At 35.5% G+C, this 555-nt stretch carries 1 protein-coding gene; it reads left to right on the top strand.

Annotation, left to right across the window (positions count from 1 at the left end; translation table 11 throughout):
* Window positions 1-555 (top strand): hypothetical protein (locus tag ACYVRH_RS14280; RefSeq protein WP_461257539.1); only part of this gene is annotated, 555 nt, incomplete at both ends.

Genomic DNA, 555 nt, shown 5'->3' with positions numbered 1-555 from the left:
TATATAAACAAATGGTCTATTGAATTAAATGAGCCTTTGGAAAAAATCTTTAATGATAAGGTTTCCTCGGAAGAAAAACTTAAAGAGACAAACGAAGAAGAAATAATAAAAAAAATAAAAAATGATATTGCAAAACAAGACAAGGCAATTGCCGCTCTGCAGGAGAAAAAACAAAATTACACCGCTATAATGGAAGAGTTTGACATTTTGAATGACGAGCAGAAATTTATTCTTGCCCTTGTTCTCGCGGGAACGGCGGGCAAGTCAGATGATGAATTTTCAAGCTTTGCAACCGGGCTATTGTTACAGCGATACAAGGAATTGGACAATATCACTTCACGGTTAAGTTTTTTGCAAGACGACATCAGCGTCGATGTTTTGTCGTATCAGCAATTTATATATTTACTGAATCTTCTTGACACTTTATTTTTTAATTTAAATGAAGATAAAAAAATTATCAGCCTGCATGGAAGCGTAACCTGTCATTTTTTTTGCCGCCGCGTCCAGGGCGTCAAGGCTTATCTGTTTCTTTTTTGTGATAAGATACGGGTTAAG

This window comes from Treponema sp. R80B11-R83G3 (assembly GCF_054786115.1).
This window is presented reverse-complemented; position numbering and strand designations above follow the sequence as displayed.